Source organism: Enterococcus sp. DIV0176 (genome assembly GCF_050528535.1).
GTDB lineage: Bacteria > Bacillota > Bacilli > Lactobacillales > Enterococcaceae > Enterococcus_B > Enterococcus_B thailandicus.
Genome location: NZ_CP172879.1, coordinates 222,057 through 241,186 on the forward strand (window position 1 = coordinate 222,057; position 19,130 = coordinate 241,186).

Consider the following 19,130-nt stretch of genomic DNA (forward strand, 5'->3'; position numbering starts at 1 on the left):
TATGTTGAAAAGAAGTGGGTGGCAAACTCGAAAGTTGACTTTTGTCACTCCCTTTTTTTGGTCATTTTTCATGACACGAATGAAAAAAATCTCATGCAGGAGTATATTTTTTTTGTTAAGATAAACCTCAGCAAGAGATAATGGAGGAAAGAACATGATTTTTGCTTATAACAAAGCACATGTCGGAGATACCTTAATGGTAGTTGTAGCCGACGATAAAGGAACTGAGAACACGGTTGAACGAAAATGGAATGTAGCTCAAGTGAAAGATGCCTCTGGCCAAATCGTTGCTTGGAACTTTTTCCATATTTCTGATCATTTGACCATTGAAGGTAATGGACAAGTAACAATTAATGAAGAACAATTAACGGAATTAAATCGTTTGATTAAAGAGGCTGGTTTTACTGAAACTTTGATTGCAGATAACGAACCTAAAATCGTTGTTGGTTATGTCAAAACGTGTGTTCCACATCCAGACTCTGATCATTTATCTATTACTGAAACAGAAGTTGATAATGGACATGTCTTACAAATCGTTTGTGGTGCGCCAAATATTGAAGCGGGTCAAAAAGTAGTTGTAGCAAAACCGGGTGCAATGATGCCTGATGGCTTGATGATTTGGCCAGGCTCATTACGTGGCGTAGAGAGCTATGGGATGATCTGCTCAGCTCGCGAATTGCATTTACCGGATGCACCAACAGAAAAAGGAATTTTAGTCTTACCAGAAGATGCAGTTGTTGGTGAAGCATTTCCTAAATAGAAATTAAATGAATAGAAAAAGGTGGGACAAAACGTGTTTCGTTTTGTCCCACCTTTTTTGTTACACTTCATTACTCATTCGAATTATTTTGTTTCAATGAAGATTGATCGATTGTCAACTCTACCGTAGCAGTTTTTTCTTCAGATCCTCGGTAGTAAGTCACTTTGACACTGTCGCCGACTTTTTTCTTGTAAAGTGCAGTTTGTAACTCAACACCAGAAGAAACTTCGGTATCATCAATCTTAGTGATAACATCGTATTGTTTCAATCCCGCCTTTTCAGCAGGAGTAGCTGCTTGAACATTGGTTACAATGACACCATTTGTTACAGAAGTTGGAATCTTCAAGACTTGTTCTTGTTGTTGTGTAGAAACAGCAGATAAATCGACCATCGTAATTCCAAGAGCTGGACGGGTTACTTTTCCGTCTTTTTCTAATTGATTGATTACATTTACTACATCATTACTTGGAATTGCAAAACCCATTCCTTCCACATTCACATCAGAGGAAGATTCTGAGGTACTAGCAATCTTACTTGAATTGATTCCGATTACTTGTCCTTCAATGTTTACTAATGGGCCACCTGAATTACCAGGATTGATTGCAGCATCTGTTTGGATTGCGTTGATGTTGACTGTTTCGTTTGATTCATTCGTACTAGTTACTTGACGATTTAAAGAAGACACGATACCTGAAGTTACTGAGTTAGCATAAGCTGAGCCTAATGGTGAGCCAATCGCAATAGCAGGTTCACCAACTTTTAAGGATTCAGAGTCGCCAAATGAAGCGACTGTGTCGACTTTGTCAGCACTGATTTTTAATACAGCTAAGTCAGAGTAGGCGTCTGTTCCAACTAGTTCAGCCTTCACTTTACTGCCATCTTTCAGTAAAACTTCCAAGCCTTGTTGCCCATCAACCACGTGATTATTTGTAACGATGTAGGCAGAGTCGCCATCTTTCTTATAAATGACACCACTGCCTTCACTATAAGCTTCTAAAGCTTCATCAGCGCTGCTTTGTTCCTGTTGTCCAAAGAGCTGACCGAATTCACTTGATTGATTTTGATTTTGTAAATTGATTACTGAAACAACAGCGCCTTGTACTTTATCAACAGCGCTAGTAATATCTGATTCAACGTTTACTTTGACATTCTCAACGACTGTCTCACCAGCAGAATTTTGATTTCCACTTGCGCTTGTCGAAGAAGTTGTAAAAGACGATCCCATAGCACCGTAAAAAATTCCTGCAGTAATCAATCCACCAAGGACGCCACCAACAAGTCCGAGGCCTAACTTCTTCCAAAATCCATACTTATTTTTTTTCATTTTAGGTGTCACATCTTTTTTATCCATGTGTTTCCTCCTCCGTTCACTTTTTTATCTATCATTAGTATAGACTCATTTGATAAATTTAGTCTACTTTTAGACTGTGAACTTTTTATGAAAAACTTTAGGAAAAATATCTGTTTTCAGATGAAAAAATCGCGGTTTATTTTTCCACAGTATCTGTGTAAAACTTTTTCATTTTATTGAGGAAAACTCAGATAAAAAAGTTATCCACAGGTTGTTGATAAAGGGGATAAAAAAGGTGGAAACATATGTTTGTATAAGAAATAGTGATAAAATAAGGAAAAAAAGCGCAGTTTCTGTGGATAAACCTGTGGATGTTGTGCATAAGTATGTGTGTAAAACTTTTCCACTTGTGCTGAAGAAAAAAAGAAAGAAGCATGATAAACTAAGGTGAAGTGCTAATAGTAGCAATTTTGTGTTGATAAAGGAGTAGAACATGAATATTAAAATAATATCTGTTGGGAAATTAAAGGAAAAGTATCTCATTCAAGGAATCAACGAATATGTAAAACGTCTTGGTGCTTATGCAAAAATGGAATTGATTGAAGTGCCTGATGAAAAAGCACCAGAAAATTTAAGCGATGCACAGATGCAACAGGTCAAAGATAAGGAAGGCGAGCGTATTCTTTCAAAGATTAAGGAACATGATTATGTCTTTGCATTGGCAATTGAAGGGAAAAATCCAACGAGTGAAGCATTTGCAAAACAAATTGATCAGTTAGGTATTCAAGGGAAGAGTCATCTAACATTTGTGATTGGTGGGTCGCTTGGACTAAGCGAATCTGTCATGAAACGGAGCAATACACAAATCTCATTTGGAAAAATGACTTATCCACATCAATTGATGCGCCTGATTTTAGTGGAGCAAATCTATCGTGTGTTTCGGATTAATGCTGGGGCACCTTATCATAAGTGATGCGGTTTTTATCATTGATCCTAAAAATCTTAGCAAGACAAAAAGTACGTAAGAAAGTAAAGACTAAATACTTCGGAGGAACAAATGAATAACAATGATAGATTATTGCGATTGCGTTATGCGATTGATTTGAAAGATACGGATTTGATTAAAGCTTTTGAGCTAGGCGGTGTACCACTGACTAAAGAAGAAGCTCAGGCGGTACTGACCAAAGTACAGGATAAGAACAAAGATAATGCAGAAAATAATGTGTATGAAAAAACCATCAACAACCAAGTTTTTGACGCATTCCTAAATGGCCTGATTCTCTTGGCGCGTGGTCCGCAAAAAGATAAGCCGATAGTAGATACGCCGCAAAAAAGCAAGGAAATCAAATATATCAACAATGTGTTGCTAAAAAAATTAAAAATCGCCTTGTCTATGACCACTGATGATATTTTAGACGTTTTTGCTGAGGCAGAAATCTATCCATCAAAAGGCGAAATCGGGGCATTTTTGAGAAAAGAAGGCCAACGAAATTTTAAGCCTTGCGGAGATAAATATATGCGTAATTTTCTCAAGGGGTTAGGAATTTATAATCGGAGAAAAGTATAAAGAAATTTCATGAGAAATCAAAACAATGGTTGTTTCGATGAGAGCTAGTTTTTGTATGAGATTAAAATATTATCTTAATCGAGGAGCTGGATTGGTTTTATGAATGATGAATATAAGAATGATGAAGATAAGATGCTTTTTGAAGAGATAGAGAATCGATGTAGGCTCAATTTTGAGCTTCGGGGAAAGATGTCTTTAATACAACAAAAAAAGTATTTAGCGAATAAATCAGAGTTTACTCTGGGACATGTTGAAAAATTAATCTCGGATTGGATTAGTAGTAGAAGCGAATTTACAAAAATAAAACAGCCGATTAAATTTGACATGAAAAAACTTTTGTTAAATAAGAGTGAGATAGGTAATAGAGATCAATATATTAGAGCTAAAGGGCAAGAAATAATTGATTCATTAGGTGAAATGAGGTCATACAATTATTTGTATGTAACACATAGAGCTGATGGAATGGTCATTACTGTGGGGAAATCTTCTTCTAATGATATTTTTTTAGATGGAGATCTTTTTTATCAACTCAATACAAATCACTTGTCTGGCACTGAAAATATAATTTTAAGGACGGAATATGGCAATGAAATATTTGCCAAATATGATGAGCTTTTAAAAAATTATTTGGACTGGGCTTGGATAATTCCGGTTGAGTCAGGAGATGCTAAGAAACTGGAGAGATTATTGGGCGATGAACTAATTAATAAAAAAGTACCAATTTTAAATTATTATTCCCATAGACAATAAAAGGCTATTTTTCATGATAATACTAGTTATAACTGTAAAAATGGAAGAAAATCTGGGAAAGAACTTTTTAAATAAGTGTATTGTTCGATGCTTAATAAATACTAAGCAATGCCATCCGTCTGTACGGATTAGTTATCTATCATAATTGATGCTTTTTTGAATTTAGAGGGATGAGAGGCTAATTAGCAAACTATATATAGTAAAGTGATTACATGAAAAGGATTAGGTTGTTAGAGAATTTATCCGTAGTAAAAAAATAGTTTTTTTGGGGTAATTGCCATAAAAGGTGAATTCTGATGTTTATCTTTACTTCAAATAAATACGGAATAACTAATTTGAAGAAGAGTTGACGAAAAAATATGGAGAAAAGCGGATTAGTGATACAAGTGCAGTGCTTTAACTTAATAGAGAATGTTGATTAAATAGTTAAAAAGTAAATGAAAGAGGAGGCTACTAGAAATCGTTAGCTTCCTCTTTCATTTATTTGCTTGTTAATTCTTTATTTTTTGTTGTGCCCATGTTGCACTGTACTGTTTACCAGCAACAAGGTCATACTGTATCAGACGATAGTCTTCTAAAATTTCTTTTTGTTTTTTAGTCAACTCTGTTTCTTGGATGATTTGATTATCATTGGTAATGAAGACTTGTTTTCCGTTGAAACGATTTGACAGACTTTCTGTTGGATCAATTGTTAGAGCGGGAAGCTGATCAGATACTGTTGTCAGTAACGCATAGTAAGGAGTAACTTTGAGATTTGCTTGTTCGAGAGCCATTGCTCCGAAATTATTAGGAGAGACGACGTTCTTGTTCAATTTAGCTGTTTGCTCCCGACTATACTTATTGCTATATATAAAATAATCCGTCTGGTGTTGCTCTAATCCGTATTTTTTTGAATCATTTCCGCTGTAGATAGCAGGTAAATGATCTCCATAAAAGACAAAGGTAATTGGTTTTTCAATTTTGTCGATTTCTTGGATAAATTCTTTTACTGCCTCATCCGTATAATGAAGACCTTGCATATAAGTTTGCAGTTCTTTTCTACGACTAGGGATTACAGCAGTCCCTTCACTTGTGTAATTTAATTCACTGTAGTAATCATCATAAGGCATGTGGTTTTGCATAGTTGAGAGCTGTATGAATTGTGAAGTTTCTGTATTGCTTTTCAAGGATTTTAATGTTTCTTTGTATGCTGATTCATCCGATATACGGGGACTTTGTTCTATTTTATCCGTATAAGTTAACTTATCTGGACTATCTAGGTAGTAAAATTTATCAAAGCCGAATTTATCGAAGACTTGTTTCCTTCGATAAAGAGTAGCTGTGAAAGGATGGATAGCTATTTTTTCATCAAATAGATCTGTAATATTGGGACTTTCCTGTTGTCTTTCTACCAACTGGGTATAGGGCGTAACTAATGAGGCAGATAGATTACTGATACTTAGACCAGTTAATCCTTCCCATTCCATATTGGCTGTTCCGCCACCGTATCCAACAGATAGCATTAATCCTCCTGTTTCTTGTGCTATGGTGCTTTTGATATAAGGGATTGGATCTGTAGGTAATGTTAGGTTGGGAACACGAGCAGGATCGCTAAAACTTTCGCTTAAATTAAGAACAATTGTCTGATTATCTAACCACTCATTTCTTGTTTGATTGATTTCATCAGCTTTTTTATCATATGTTTTCATCAATTCATTGATTTTTTCTTTTGAGTAGTCTTCTGGTTCTTCCATGATTTTAATATCAATGTTGTTTAGAAACTGAATGACTGGACCATTCACTTTTACTGCACCTTGCTGGTTAAAGAAAGTTTTATCTACTTTAAATAAGTTGAATAGTAAGAAAGAAGGCGAATTTTTGTGATTAATGAAGAATACGCCTGAAAAGCATACTAATAATACAGCAATACTAATAAAGCGACGTTTCCAATGGATTTTTAAAGTGTACTGCTTTTGTAGTCTTCTCTGAACAATAATACTGGTCACTAATAATAATAGAAGGATACATCCAGCTAGGATTAATAAGATTGGGCTGACCATTGATAATAATTCTGAGAGACCTGTTAGCATCTTTAAGTCTGAAGGAAAGACAGGTTCATCCCGCATTTGCATTTTAATCACTGTTGAAATAGTAAGTAGTAAATTAATGATTAATGTAGTTGTAAAGGCGTACCAAAACCGATTAGAAATTAACAATAATAAGAAGAAAAATCCCATAATAATAATCACTGTCAAAATCATTGGAGCTTGGCGCTGAGCAAATATAGTTACTGCGGCTTTGATGGCTTCTTTCCAGTTCTCTTTTGGTTTTATAAGAAATAGCTGTATAAAAGTAAAGCAGTAAAAGAATGCTGCAACTAAAAAATAGCTTTTATTAGCAATGAACCAACGTAAACTTCTTTTCAATTTCTGTATGAGTTGTTCAATCGAATCAAAGGCAAAGTGTTCGGTGAAACGACGAAGAAATTTTATTTTTTGCAGATAAAATAAAACAAAGATCAAAATAGATACTATCAATAAGTAGGAAACAAAAAACTGTCCAATATTTATCAACCATGCTTTTCCTGAATTTGGGAATTCTCGTTTCATAAATGTAGACACACGATAAGGAACTATAGGGAAATTACATATGACTTGAGTAACAATCAAAGAAACCGCAAGAAAATCTCCAGTTCCCTTTATCTTTATTTTATCGGAAAGTCCTTCTAAAAATAAAAATGTCGATAAGGTATAATACATTGCAAAGAGTGAATATGGTTTTGAAAATCTCAAAGCAGTATCTGTATTTCCTCTAATGATAAGTGAAATTTGTGTCATTAAAACAACTAAGGACAATAAAATGAGTAAACTGATGAACACTTGAGGAATTTTGTAGCGAAACTTTTCTTTCCAATTCCATTCTTTCATACCATAACCAACCAAAAACAAATAAAAAATCCATAGAATATTTTGTCCATCTTGCAATGCAAATGGATCTTTATTAAATAAAGTAGAGCAGCCGACTAACCCAATTGTTAGAATCAATAGTAGTCGCTTAATAGTCGTATTCGATAGTTTATTTAAGAAATTAACTATATAAGGAATACTACAAAAAAGTAAAATACAAGAAACAGCGTACGTAAAGTAATTTTGACTAATAGGAGTTAGAATCAACCAATAATCACGGATATTCAAACTGCCAGCTTGTACATAAAAAAAGATATTACAAACTAGCCCTGCTACTAGGAAAATAAACGCGAAACGACTTAAATAATGTAAAACTTTTAGGCGAGCGATTTTTTGATACTGATAGCCCATATAAAGGGGAACCAAATTCGTACCAATTACAACTGATGTCTGTAAAAAGGTATAGATGTAGAATCGTCCAGGATTTCCTGCATATGTAGGGGCGGTGACTGCTGACATCAATATACGTTGCAAGATAATCATTACACATGCAACGAAAATCGTTAGGAGCCCATAATTTCTCTCTTTTATTTGTTTCAAAAATAAACACCTCTCAAAAATTAGATAAAAACTATTGGAAAACGTTTTCTGGATAATTGTCCATTAATAACATCCTAACTTAGAACATAAAAAAAGACAATGTGTTGGGAGAAGGTAGAGAATAAACAATAAATTATTGAATATAGATTATAACTTGATAAAATAGTGAATAATATTTTTTAAAGCAGTCTTGCTTATACAATTGTATCCACTAATTTCGTGTAACGAAACTCAAATAACAAAACAAGATTGTGAAATGATTCTCAAATGAGTATAATAGAAAGAAAAAGGAGGAAGAATCAATGAAAATAGCAATTGCAGGCGCTGGCGCAATGGGAAGTCGCTTTGGGTTAATGCTTCACCAAGGTGGGAACGAGGTATTATTAATCGATGGCTGGGCAGAACATGTCCAACAAATCAAAGAACATGGATTACAAGCAAATTTTAATGGTAAAGAGGTAGAAGCAAAACTACCAATCGTTCTTCAATCCGAAGTAGAAAAAGAAGATCAAGTTGATCTGATTATTCTATTTACCAAAGCGATGCAGCTGGAAAAAATGCTGCAGGATATCCAATCATTAATCAAAAAAGATACAGAGGTCTTATGTCTATTAAATGGTATCGGGCATGAAGACATTATTGAGAAATTTGTACCAATGGAAAATATCTATATTGGAAATACCATGTGGACGGCAGGTCTTGAAGGTCCTGGTCAGGTCAAATTATTTGGAAGTGGTTCAGTAGAATTACAAAATTTAGGTGATGGAAAAGAAGCAGCTGCAAAAAAATTAGCAGACAAATTGTCTGAATCAGGATTAAATGCTCATTTTTCTGATAATATTCACTATTCTATTTATCGCAAAGCATGTGTGAACGGAACAATGAACGGACTATGCACAATCTTAGACGTTAACATGGCTGAGCTAGGAAAAACATCGACTGCTCATAAAATGGTGACGACGATTGTCAATGAGTTTGCCAAAGTAGCGGCAGTAGAGAAGATTGAACTAGATGTCCCAGAAGTCATTGCACATTGTGAATCTTGTTTTGACCCGGAAACAATTGGGTTACATTATCCTTCAATGTATCAAGACTTGATTAAGAACCATCGATTAACAGAAATCGATTATATCAATGGCGCAATTTCTAGAAAAGGGAAGAAATATGGTGTTGCGACGCCTTATTGTGATTTCTTGACTGAGCTTGTCCATGCAAAAGAAGATAGTTTGAACGTAAAATAAAGGAGAGATTGAATGGAAACTTCACAAAAAATATCACCGAAAATTTTTCTGAATAAAGTCCTCGCTGGTACAGCAACAGGAATCATTATTGGATTGATTCCTAATGCAGTATTAGGTGCCATTTTAAAATATTTTAGTGCGTATCCCTTTGCGGTAACGATCGCACAGTTAGCAGTTATTTTTCAACTAGCAACACCTTTGATCATTGGTGGTTTGATTGCCTTACAATTTGGATTTGATCCGATGAGAATGATGGTTGTAGCCGGAGCTTCTTTTGTTGGTTCTGGTGTAGTCAAATTCACACCTGATTTGGGTGAAACAGGTGTTTACGTTGGTGCTGGTACAGGCGATATTATTAATACGATGCTGACAGCGTCGATTGCTGTCGGGCTGATTTTACTGATTGGAAATAGTTTTGGGTCAGTGTCGATTGTGTTAACACCGATTGTTGTAGGTGTAGGTGCAGGTTTACTTGGTTTTTATTTATTCCCTTTTGTAACAGCAATTACTTCTGCAATTGGATCATTGATTAATAACTTCACTACCTTACAACCGCTGTTAATGTCTATCTTGATTGGTTGTTCCTTTGCCTTTTTGATTATCTCTCCTATTTCAACAGTAGCAATCGGAATGGCAATCCAACTAGATGGTGTTTCTGCTGGTGCGGCTGCGATGGGCGTAGCTGCAACCACTTTTGTTTTAGTAGTGAACTCTTGGAAGGTTAATAAGTCAGGTGTGACAATTGCGATTGCTTTAGGCGCTATGAAGATGATGATGCCTAATCTATTTAGAAAACCTGTGATTCTTATTCCTTGTTTAGTTAGTGCAGTGATTACAGCTATTCCTGTCGCTCTATTTTCTATTTCAGGTACGCCTGCTTCTGCTGGTTTCGGCGTGGTCGGACTTGTTGGTCCGTTGGCTTCTTTAGATGCAGGGTTAAATGGCTTTCTTGTTGTTCTTTGTTGGTTAATCATCCCTGTTTTTGCGGCACTAATTACTCAATTTTTATGCGAGAAAGTATTTAAACTGTATGATCGAGAAGAAGTCTTCAAATTTTTAGGCTAGTAGATTTTACTAAGAAATTTTCAATCAATGGATGCGTAAGTGAGATGTCAACAACATCTGACTTACGTTTTTTTGCCTTTTTGAGTAGGATTGATGCTGACAACTGAACTCTTCAGTGCCATTCGATTTTTTTAAGTGTAGAAGAAACTCACCTTTATGTTATTGATTGTTCAAAAGGCAACTAGAATAAAAATATGTGTTAAAATGAGAAAAAATTTGATTGTTGGATGTATCGAATAATCACTAAAAAGTAGGGGAAGAAAATGATTTTTTTGCAAAAATATGGTTTTTATTTTTTATTATTAGGTGTGATTAGTGATTTATCGACACCGTATATCCTTGGCCTTTTTTATCCCAAACTGAATCAAATGACTACCGTAATTAGTGTGTTTGGTGACGTAGATAGTCCAGTCAGACGTGCTTTCTTGGTCTGGTCAGTTGTATCTGGACTTTTTTTTGTTCTTTCGTTGCCTGCGTTGTATCACCTATTTGTTGGAACATCAAAAACACTTGCAATACTTGCTGTTGCAACAGTTGGTTTATATGGGATAGGTGATTGTGTTTTTACTGGGTTATTCAGTATCAATACGAATGAAAGCTCTTGGAATCTATCGACTTGGATCCATAATATAGGTTCTGGGCTAGGCTATGCAGGCTTTCTACTTTTCCCATTGTTACTTGTTCTGCTTTATCGTCAAAGTGGTCAAGGTACGCTTAGCCATTTTTATCTTGTTTTAACAGTTATTAGTTTACTAATTGCAGGTCTTTACGGATTAGCACGGATTCCGTCGATTAGTCAGTTTGCCTTCTTTAAGCAATTGGGCTTCTTTCAACGCTTAAGTTTTTTCTTTAACTATTTGCCGATGATTTGTTTAAGTTTTTTTCAACTACGAAAGTAGAAAAAGCAGTGTGAAGCTGATTAAGTAAAAGAATTTCTCTATGGGTAACCATTCGTGTGGATGTGTTCGACTAAGAATAGAGATGAGGAGAGCGAAAAGCAAGTTAGTCTTAACTTGTTATGCGTTGTGCTAAATTTCAGGTAGTCATTTTTTGAATGAATAAGAAGAAAACTTGAAAGAGGGTGACTTCATGTTAGATGTGGAGCAGATGGAAATAGACCTTTATAATATTATTTTAAATCGAAATACAAGAGAATGGGAAAGAACACAATTTGAAGAGGCAAAAGAAGACCTAGCAAAAATGTCGATAAAGCAGGTGATAGAAAAACTAGAGGTCAACTTGCGTCCGCTAGCACTACGAGATAATTTGACACCAGATGCGATGGATTTTTATTTAAGAATCACAGGGGAGTCAGCGAGTGCAAAAGCTTATGATTATGCCAAACATAAGATAACTTCACCCTTATACCAAGAACGGGCGATTTTTGCCGGTGGCTGTTTCTGGTGTATGGTTGAGCCTTTTGAAACAAAACCAGGTGTAATCTCAGTGTTATCTGGTTATACAGGTGGAGAGACCAAAAAACCAAATTACGATCAAGTCAGTGGTGGATATACTGGGCATGTTGAAGCTGTTGAGATCATATTTGATACACGTCAAATAACCTATGAAGAGCTGTTGGAGATTTATTGGCAAATTTCAGACCCTACAGATGCCTTTGGTCAATTTCAAGATCGGGGGAAACAATATCGTTCAATTCTATTTGTTGTTAATGAAAAGCAAAGGCGATTGGCTGAAAAATCAAGAGAACAACTGATTCAATCTAACCGATTTAGCCGTTCTATCGTTACAGAGATTCGCCAAGCAAAGACTTTTTGGCCAGCTGAAAATCATCATCAACAATTTTATCAGAAGCAACCTAAAAGATATAAAAAGATCAAGCATTCGCATCAGCTTCATTTATTTTTTCAGCGACATAGATAGAGGAAGGTTGTGGCGCAAAGCGTTCAGCTCCGACAAAATAATGAGCAACTGACAAAAATAGCTTTTCATATTTTTGGACAGTTATGAATTATTTCGAGGAGTTGCTTTGAGAACACCGAGGAAAAGGTTGTGGCGCAAAGCGTTCAGCTCCGACAAAATAATGAGCAACTGACAAAAATAGCTTTTCATATTTTTGGACAGTTATGAATTATTTCGAGGAGTTGCTTTGGGAACACCGAGGAAAAGGTTGTGGCGCAAAGCGTTCAGCTCCGACAGAATAATGAGCAATTGACAAAAATAGCTTTTCATATTTTTGGACAGTTATGAATTATTTCGAGGAGTTGCTTTGGGAACACCGAGGAAAAGGTTGTGGCGCAAAGCATTCAGCTTCAAGTCGCAAGGAAACAGGAGGGATGACAAGTCTTTTGTCACAACTCCTGTTTTTTTACTAGCCTTTATTTCCATGTGAAAGAGAATTCGAATTGTAGAATCTTGATTTTTCTATGGAATTTTGTAGAGAATCATCTTGATAATTAATAGACACCTAATCGAATTCCACATTAATGATGAACTAAATTCCGTATGAAAGCGCAAACAATAACTATAAAATAAAAATGTATTCAGGAGGTGCTTATGTGAGTATCAAGTTAGACGATCGTCAAATGAGAATTTTAAATTTTCTATTGGAAAATGATCACACCACTTATCAAGAATTAGCTGAGCAACTTCAAGTTTCGACGAAAACAATTAGTAAAGCTATTGCTAATTTAAAAACTGTAGTTGAAAAGGAGATAAATCTACAAATTGTTGTTCAACCAAAAAAAGGTGTTTCGTTAGTAGGTGATAAAGAAGATTTAAGAAAACTACTGCCAGATTTTGAGATTACTAAAGTTGATACATCAGAAGATCGTATCACTTATGTCTTTGCTAAGTTACTGAATACAACTGGCTCTTTGAAAATACAAGATCTTGCAGATGAGCTTTTTGTTAGCAGATCAACGATGGAAAGTACGATCAAGGAAGTAAAAAAGAGAGTGATGAAGCACGGTATGGCAGTAATTTCTGACCGCAATGGATTGAAAATCAATGCGGGTGAGAAGGGCAAACGTAAGCTAATGTCAGAAGTATTGAATTATTATTGGGGTGGTTTTACGGCGTCTAGTAATAAATCAGATTTATTGGATTTGAATATTAATCTCTTGGGTGAAGCAAATAATTTTTTGGATAAAGAAATTTTGAAAAAAGTAGCAATGATTCTTAATCGCTTCATGGAAGAAACCCAGTTACAATTTACGGATTACGAATTTCAAACGCTAGCTATTCATCTAGCAATTGCGCTGGAACGAATTGATTCCAATAATTTTTTATTACAAGAAGGCGGGACAGAAAAAGAAATTTTAGAAAACACTAGCTACTTGATTGACATGTTAGAACAAGCCTTTCATTTTAACATTCCAAAGTATGAGCAAGAATATATTGATATTCATATCTCAGCGATCGAAAAAAATGCCATGAACCATAACTTGAGTGAGACCACTTTACCTAATCTTGATCTGGGAGAGCAACTTAAGCAACTGGTACTTGATGAGCTGAATGAGTTTCATGCAGATGCAGAGCTCATTAACAATCTTGTGCTTCATCTCAATGCAGCTGTTAAACGATTACGTTTAGGCGTGAACATCCATAATCCATATACAGAAAAAATTAAATCATCATTTAAACAAGCCTTCTTTCTTAGTGTCGATTTACTCGAAAAAATAGAAGAACAATTTTTGGTGAGGTTTGATGATGACGAAATTGCTTATGTGACACTTCATATCCAATCCTTTTTGGACAGGTACAGACCTAATAAATCTGAAGTGTTGTTAGTTTGCAGCAGTGGATATGGAACTTCAAAATTATTGGAACAACGAATCAATAGAAACTTTGCAGATTCGATAAAAATCAAAAAAGTCCTGAGCATCAATGAACTTCAGGAAGAACATATCACAGATGAATTAGTAATCAGTACGATTCCAATTAAGAACGCTAAATTTCCGGTAGTAGTCGTTAGCCCATTGATGCTTGAAACAGATATCAAAAGAGTTCAACGATACTTGAAAGTTTCATTAGATCCAGAAAGTACATTTTTCGCATTACTTGATAAGAAATTTTGCTTTTTTAGCAAACAAAAAGGGGATACACAGAAAAATGTTCTTAGAACGATTACTTGCACCCTTCAAGAAATGGGCTATGCGAAGATAGGTATCTTAGAAAGTGCAACCCGTAGAGAGCAGTTGTCTTCTACTGCACTAAATGATTTTGCAATGCCGCATGCGGAGATAGCCTATGTCAATGAACCTGTTATTAGCATCTATGTTAATCCACAAGGCATCGACTGGAACGGAACTGTTGTACATTCAGTGTTTTTCTTCGCGTTAAATGAGCAAGTAAAACCAGAATTAAATAGCTTGTATGAAACATTTAATGAAATTGTTTCGAATCAACAAGCCCTAACAACACTAAGAGCTAGTTCCTCTTTTGAAGAATTAGTAAAAATATTGAAAGAGGCGGTATAGATGATACGTGAAAAAATCGACGAACGAAATGTCGTATTAGACTTAGAGGCTGGCTCTAAAGAAGAAGTAGTAGATCAATTAGCAACGTTACTGACAACTAACGGGTTTGTCTCTGAAGTTAATCAATTTAAAAAAGATGTTTTTGAACGAGAAGAACATATGACAACTGGAATTGGTCACAACATAGCGATTCCGCACGGAAAAAGCCAAGCAGTGATTGATTCAACGGTTGCAGTTGCCAAACTAAAGAATGAAGTCGACTGGGGTTCATTGGACAATCAGCCAGTAAACATCGTTTTCTTATTAGCTATCAAAGAAGCTGATAAGGGAAACGAGCATTTACGTGTTCTTGCAGAGCTATCTGGGAAATTAATGGATGATGATTTTGTGAAGGAAATCAAAGAATCAAAAAATAAAGAGGAGTTAATCAAAGCATTGACTTTTTAACAATTGGAGGAGAAGGAATATGACAAAAATGGTTGCAGTAACAGCATGTATCGCAGGAATCGCGCACACTTATATGGCGAAAGCAAACTTGGAAAAATTTGCTAAGAAAAATGGTATTGAAATCAAAGTTGAAACACAAGGCGCAATGGGAATGGAAAATAAATTGTCTGAAGCAGAAATTGCCGACGCCGACGTAGTCATCTTTGCGGTAGATACGAATGTGGCAGAACGTAGCCGGTTTGACGGAAAAAAAATTCTTACCGTGAGCACTTCCGAAGTGGTAAAAGATGGAGAAGAAACAATCAAGGGAGCAATTGCACGAATCAATAACTAATAATTTTTTGGGGGTAGGATCAATGGATATCAAGAAACAGGGAAAAGAAATATTAAACCATTTCCAAAGTGGAGTTTCCTATATGATTCCACTAGTAGTAGCTGCAGGTTTGTTGACTTCAATTGCTGTAATATTTGGTGGAACCGGTGTTTGGGATCAGACGGATACTTTCTGGGGTGTCTTGCGAATGATTGGTCAAACAGGGTTACAATTTATTGTGCCAATGATTTCCGCCTATATCGCGTACTCGATTGCTGATCGTCCTGGTTTAGCACCTGCATTTATTACAGGTATGATGTGTCAAAACTTAGGAATGGGCTTTATTGGAGGGATGGTTGCTGGTTTAGCCTGTGGTTACTTAGCAAATGCGTTGAAAAAAGTGAAAGTTCCGATGCAAGTAATCAGTTTAAAATCAATCATGCTGATTCCTTTTGTAACAACTTTAGTAGTAGGGCTAGTTTTATGGTATGTATTAGCAGCACCAATTCAAGGAATGACAGCTGGCTTAACGGCTTGGTTAGAAGGGATGTCTGGTGTTAATGCAGCACTAATGTCCGCAATATTAGGTGCCATGATGGCCTTTGATATGGGTGGACCAATCAATAAAATTGCGTATGCTTTTGGTGTTGCATCATTTTCAAGTGGAAGTTTTGGACCAAGTACAGCAATGCTGTTAGCTATTGCAATTCCCCCATTTGGCATGTTTTTAGCAACTTTATTAAATAAAAAATTATATGATGATGCAGAACGTGATAACGCTAAGACTGCCATGATTATGGGATTAGTTGGTATTACAGAAGGAACGATTCCTTTTGCGGTGAAAGATCCATTACGTGTTATTCCAAGTATTGTAGTCGGAACTTCAATCGGCTGTGGATTGAGTGGTTTCTTTGGAATTACGCAAGAAACGATGCTTTCTACTTTCATGGCGATTCCATTTGTCACAAATATTCCATTATACCTAGTATCTATTGCAGTTGGCGGAATCATTACTGCGTTAATGGTAAATGCTTTGAAATCAATTAAATACAAGAAAGATCTAAAAACGACACAAGAAACATCAGTAGAATAAAGAAAGTAGGGTAATCGTAAATGGTAAAAGCACACGTTATTCAGCATACTCATTGGGATCGTGAATGGTATTTTACAAAAGAAGATGCCATCGTGTTATCCGATCAAGTATTTACTGAAGTTTTGGATGAGTTAGAGCGTAACCCAAACGTGAATTTTTGTTTGGATGGTCAAACATCTATTGTTGATGAATATGTAGAAATCAATCCAGAGAAACTAGAAACAATTCAACGATTAATGAAAGAAGGTCGGCTTTTTGTTGGCCCTTGGTACGCGCAAACAGATGCTTTGTTAGTTGACGCAGAATCTATTTTACGTAATTTAATGATTGGCATCAGCGACACAATTAATAAATATGGTGAACCAATGATGGTAGGCTACTTACCAGATACATTTGGATTTAATGCAAACTTACCAACCTTGTTGCATCAAGCAGAAATTGATAATTTTATGTGCTGGCGGGGATTGAATTTTGAAACGATGGTATCGTCACCATATTTTATTTGGAAAGGTTTAGGGGATAAAATTGTTTATGCGATGAACTTCCCATACGGTTATATGACTGGCATGATGAATCTTGATGCCATTAATGATGTGCCGAAGTTTGTGAAAGATAAGTTGGATGTTGCTGTAGAAATGCTTCATACGCATGGGAAAAATGAAGATATTTTGGTTCCAGCTGGTGTGGATCAAAAGTCAATGGTACTTAACTTTGACCAAATCATCAATGAAATGAATCATTCGAGTAAGTATGACAATGTAATTTCGGATTATCCTTCTTATGTGGAAGTCATTCGGAGTAAAAAAGACTTACCACAATATGAAGGAGAGTTGAGACAACCAGTTTATTCTCGGGTTCATCGTTCAATTGGTTCTGTTCGAACACAGATGAAATTAGCTAATTTTAAACTGGAGCAAAAGATTTTGAAACGAATTGAGCCATTGATGCTGATTGCTGAAAAAAATGGAATTCGTATCGGAAAAGGTTTACTACGCCGTCTATGGAAAAAGGTATTAGAAAATCAAGCGCATGACAGTATCGGCGGCTGTGTTTCTGATAATGTTATGGAGGACATCAACCATAGAATCAAAGAAGCTAATGAGATTGCAGATGGGATAGAAAATCTCATTGTCAAAAGAATTGCAGATGCTTTAGATTTAAATGCAAATCAAGTTTTGGTCTTCAATACGACAACTGCACAGTATCAAGGTCCTAAGACAGTTCATATTGTTGCTAATTCAAAAAAAATTCAATTCAAAGGAAGCTCTTATGCCATTGTTGAAAAAGAAATATTTTATCCTGAACGTCAGAATGCTTATCGGATGACCGCCATTGGCTATGAATATTTTGACGAACCAGCTTACTATGAGTTAGATGTCAAAATAGAAGTAGAAGTCCCCGCGTTAGGATACACAATTGTTGAATTCGAGGAGAGCGAAGAAGAATTAGAAGCAGCTGTGAAAATGAATAAGACAGAAATCAAAAATGATGCACTAACAATTACCTTCAGCAAAGGTTCTCTGAAACTGATAGCCGGGGACGTTGAATACCCTGATTTTATTCGTTTGGTTGATTCAGGGAATGCGGGTGACACTTATGATTATTCACCTCTTGAAGGAGATCACGAGGTACCGTTGAACTTCGACAAAGCAGAAGTGTTACTTGATTCTTCTAAAGAAACCTTGATTATTAATGGAAAGACTAAGCTACCGAAAAACTTGGAAGATCGACTAGCAAAACATCCAGAGGAAGCAGAAGTGGACTATCAAATCACTCTGAGCATTGGTGCTGGGGAAGTCGTGGAAGGTTCCATTAAAATAAAAAATACTATTTACTCACATCGTATTCGAATGGTAGTAAATGTATTGGATGACTCTGAAAAATCAATTGCCCAAATTCAAAATGGCTTTATCGAAAATAAACCGGACATTATTCCTGAAGATTGGCAAGAACGAATGGTTGAGAAGCCAGTGAATTTAGAAATTTTTGATAAAAGTGTGTCGGTTATCAAGGATGATTCTTATCTAACTTTTTACGCAGATGGTTTGAAGGAATACGAACGGATTGGCCAAAAATTGTACATCACATTAATGGCAACAACTGGTGAACTTGGAAAGCCAAACCTTGCATGGCGTCCAGGGCGTGCTTCCGGAGATACGACTAATGAAGGACATATCATGATGCAAACACCATTAGCACAGGAAATAGGTGAATATCATTTTACTTTTGGATTTACGGTAAGTCAGGGTGCGTTTGATGAATGGAAAGTAGCCAAACTAACCGAGTCACGTTTAGATCAATCGATTTCCTATCAAAAGCAAAGTTTAAACGTCTTTATTCATCGGATAGATAATAAGATTTGGCCGTTGCAAAATGAATTAACTATTCCAACAGAATTTTCATTGGTTGAGTTTCCCGAAGAGCTACTCGTGTCAGCAATTTACCCCTCCTATTTTAATGAGGGCTATTATGTGGTTCGTTTTGCCAATCCAACAGCGAAGGAAGTGATTTTGCCAAAAGAAATTCTGGAAATGGGTGACGTGGTGAATGCTATTGAAAGAAAACAAGCGTCAACAACGATCCAACCTTATGACTATTTATCTCTTTTAATAACTATAGAAAAAACAACTAAAAAATAAGTAAACATCATTTAAAAATGAATGGCAACAAAGGACTCTG

15 protein-coding genes are annotated in these 19,130 nt (G+C 35.8%); 13 read left to right on the forward strand and 2 right to left on the reverse strand.

Translation table 11 applies throughout. The annotated features are described in order from the left end of the window. Positions 1-154 precede the first annotated feature (154 nt). On the forward strand, positions 155-760 hold the full coding sequence (gene ytpR / locus IGJ66_RS01150; RefSeq protein WP_067483255.1) for a YtpR family tRNA-binding protein: 606 nt from the start codon (positions 155-157) through the stop codon (positions 758-760). A gap of 70 nt (positions 761-830) precedes the next feature. On the opposite strand, the gene IGJ66_RS01155 is transcribed toward ytpR, so the two are convergent. After that, complete coding sequence (locus IGJ66_RS01155) at positions 831-2,111, reverse strand: S1C family serine protease (RefSeq protein WP_430616693.1); 1,281 nt, start codon at positions 2,109-2,111, stop codon at positions 831-833. A gap of 433 nt (positions 2,112-2,544) precedes the next feature. Here IGJ66_RS01155 and rlmH point away from each other — a divergent pair, with 433 nt between their 5' ends. The 3 genes from rlmH (at position 2,545) to IGJ66_RS01170 (ending at position 4,368) form a co-directional block, all read left to right on the forward strand. Then, a complete protein-coding gene (gene rlmH / locus IGJ66_RS01160) occupies positions 2,545-3,024 on the forward strand; it encodes a 23S rRNA (pseudouridine(1915)-N(3))-methyltransferase RlmH (protein ID WP_071868554.1) in 480 nt (159 codons plus the stop codon). Positions 3,025-3,108: 84 nt separating this feature from the next. Further along, positions 3,109-3,618, forward strand: coding sequence for a DUF1456 family protein (locus IGJ66_RS01165; RefSeq protein WP_002296569.1), 510 nt, complete (start codon positions 3,109-3,111; stop codon positions 3,616-3,618). Between the two features lie 99 nt (positions 3,619-3,717). Further along, on the forward strand, positions 3,718-4,368 hold the full coding sequence (locus IGJ66_RS01170) for a hypothetical protein (RefSeq protein WP_071868555.1): 651 nt from the start codon (positions 3,718-3,720) through the stop codon (positions 4,366-4,368). A 491-nt stretch (positions 4,369-4,859) separates the two neighbouring features. On the opposite strand, the gene IGJ66_RS01175 is transcribed toward IGJ66_RS01170, so the two are convergent. Beyond that, positions 4,860-7,853, reverse strand: a complete 2,994-nt coding sequence (locus IGJ66_RS01175; protein ID WP_271027276.1) for an alkaline phosphatase family protein — start codon at positions 7,851-7,853, stop codon at positions 4,860-4,862. Positions 7,854-8,155: 302 nt separating this feature from the next. On the opposite strand from IGJ66_RS01175, the gene IGJ66_RS01180 reads away from it, so the two are divergent. The 9 genes from IGJ66_RS01180 to IGJ66_RS01220 all read left to right on the forward strand — a co-directional run bounded on the left by IGJ66_RS01180 (position 8,156) and on the right by IGJ66_RS01220 (position 19,090). Next, on the forward strand, positions 8,156-9,094 hold the full coding sequence (locus tag IGJ66_RS01180; protein WP_430616694.1) for a 2-dehydropantoate 2-reductase: 939 nt from the start codon (positions 8,156-8,158) through the stop codon (positions 9,092-9,094). A 12-nt stretch (positions 9,095-9,106) separates the two neighbouring features. Continuing rightward, positions 9,107-10,159, forward strand: coding sequence for a PTS sugar transporter subunit IIC (locus IGJ66_RS01185; RefSeq protein WP_071868557.1), 1,053 nt, complete (start codon positions 9,107-9,109; stop codon positions 10,157-10,159). Between the two features lie 263 nt (positions 10,160-10,422). Further along, positions 10,423-11,058: a DUF998 domain-containing protein gene (locus IGJ66_RS01190; protein WP_071868558.1), complete on the forward strand. Its 636-nt coding sequence runs from the start codon at positions 10,423-10,425 to the stop codon at positions 11,056-11,058. Positions 11,059-11,248: 190 nt separating this feature from the next. Further along, positions 11,249-12,040 (forward strand): peptide-methionine (S)-S-oxide reductase MsrA, encoded by a 792-nt coding sequence (gene msrA / locus IGJ66_RS01195; protein ID WP_430616695.1) that lies wholly within the window; start codon positions 11,249-11,251, stop codon positions 12,038-12,040. Positions 12,041-12,675: 635 nt separating this feature from the next. After that, positions 12,676-14,598, forward strand: coding sequence for a BglG family transcription antiterminator (locus IGJ66_RS01200; protein ID WP_430616696.1), 1,923 nt, complete (start codon positions 12,676-12,678; stop codon positions 14,596-14,598). Then, complete coding sequence (locus tag IGJ66_RS01205; protein WP_067483242.1) at positions 14,599-15,045, forward strand: PTS sugar transporter subunit IIA; 447 nt, start codon at positions 14,599-14,601, stop codon at positions 15,043-15,045. 19 nt (positions 15,046-15,064) lie between these two features. Continuing rightward, positions 15,065-15,379: a PTS fructose transporter subunit IIB gene (locus IGJ66_RS01210; RefSeq protein WP_430616697.1), complete on the forward strand. Its 315-nt coding sequence runs from the start codon at positions 15,065-15,067 to the stop codon at positions 15,377-15,379. 22 nt (positions 15,380-15,401) lie between these two features. Then, the gene (locus IGJ66_RS01215; RefSeq protein ID WP_067483239.1) at positions 15,402-16,451 is read left to right on the forward strand and encodes a PTS fructose transporter subunit IIC; all 1,050 of its coding nucleotides are present in this window, start codon (positions 15,402-15,404) and stop codon (positions 16,449-16,451) included. A gap of 20 nt (positions 16,452-16,471) precedes the next feature. Beyond that, the gene (locus IGJ66_RS01220; protein WP_430616698.1) at positions 16,472-19,090 is read left to right on the forward strand and encodes an alpha-mannosidase; all 2,619 of its coding nucleotides are present in this window, start codon (positions 16,472-16,474) and stop codon (positions 19,088-19,090) included. Positions 19,091-19,130: the final 40 nt, after the last annotated feature.